Annotated in this window: 2 protein-coding genes; both read right to left on the reverse strand. The window is 59.3% G+C overall.

Going from position 1 to position 1048, the window contains the following annotated elements:
* Positions 1–114 (reverse strand): transposase (locus tag IF89_RS50090; RefSeq protein WP_030777337.1); only part of this gene is annotated, 114 nt, incomplete at its 3' end.
* Positions 115–187: 73 nt separating this feature from the next.
* On the reverse strand, positions 188–1048 hold an 861-nt coding region (locus IF89_RS46780; protein WP_158718148.1), incomplete at its 5' end, for a hypothetical protein.

A 1048-nucleotide genomic window follows, 5' to 3' on the forward strand; every position in this document is an offset into this window, starting at 1 on the left:
GATCACGCCCTCGAACTGCTGGCGCAGCCGTTCGGGGTACGGGCCGTACCCGCCGACCGGCAGGTACGGCCCGATGAACTCCCACTCGGCATCCGTGAGGTGCGCTCGCGTCACACAACACGATCTACCGGATCAGGCGCGACCACGTGGCCGAAACCCGCAGATTGGCCACAACCCAATACGCTCCCTAGACCCCCGGGATTTCGGCAATTCTCTCTATGCCTCCAGTGCGATTGTGCACATTCGATGCCACGTAGTGCAGATACCGGCTTTCTATGGGGCCCGGGAACATCTCTGCTGTGTACTTCGCAATGTCCTCTCTGAGTTTGCTCCGGGCTTCAATGTATTGTTTCTCGATTTCATCCGCGTATTGCTTCTCGCTTTCGTCTGCCTGGTCCAGTGTTTCTCGGACGACCGAAAGGGCGAAATCTTGGAAATCTGGTCCCACGTGACTGGAGAACCCCTCTTCCTTCAGGGATGCTTCGAACAGATCATATTCTCGCTTAGCTCTACCGGCCTTTTGGAGTTCGATTCCAAGGCCTTCGAGGGCGAACCACTGGTTCACGAGGTCAGCATGGACCCTGGCTGCGGTTATATATACCCTCTCGTCCTCGAAGAGTTCTGGGCCCGTGCGTCCGGTGATGCGCTTATAACTCGCCAGTGCTTCTTCGTAATTCTGGTAAGCCGCAGGAACCTTCGAGGTGAAAGCTGGCATCTCCGGCCAGTTGGACGCCTTAAGAGCCGTCGCGGCGCCCTCCATCAACTCCACGAGACGGCCTCTGGCATTTTTAAGCCTCATGCTGGCTGACGATTCGTAGTGCCCCTTGCGGGCGGATTCCAAGGCTTGCGTGCGCTGGCGCGACTCCTGCGCCCTTTTACCCTGGCCGCGGATCTTGATTTTGAAGGGGAGGTTCCCGCTCGGGTCGGTGTGCTCGACTGGGTTGGCTGCGAAGGCCTGGTATTTGTTGAGGGGTGTGGGGTGGGGGTCGCGGGTGGTGAAGCGGCCGGTTTCGCGGTGGTAGAGGCGTGCGGGGGTGTAGTCGGTGCC

It is taken from the genome of Streptomyces sp. NRRL F-2664 (assembly GCF_000719345.1).
Taxonomy (GTDB): domain Bacteria; phylum Actinomycetota; class Actinomycetes; order Streptomycetales; family Streptomycetaceae; genus Streptomyces.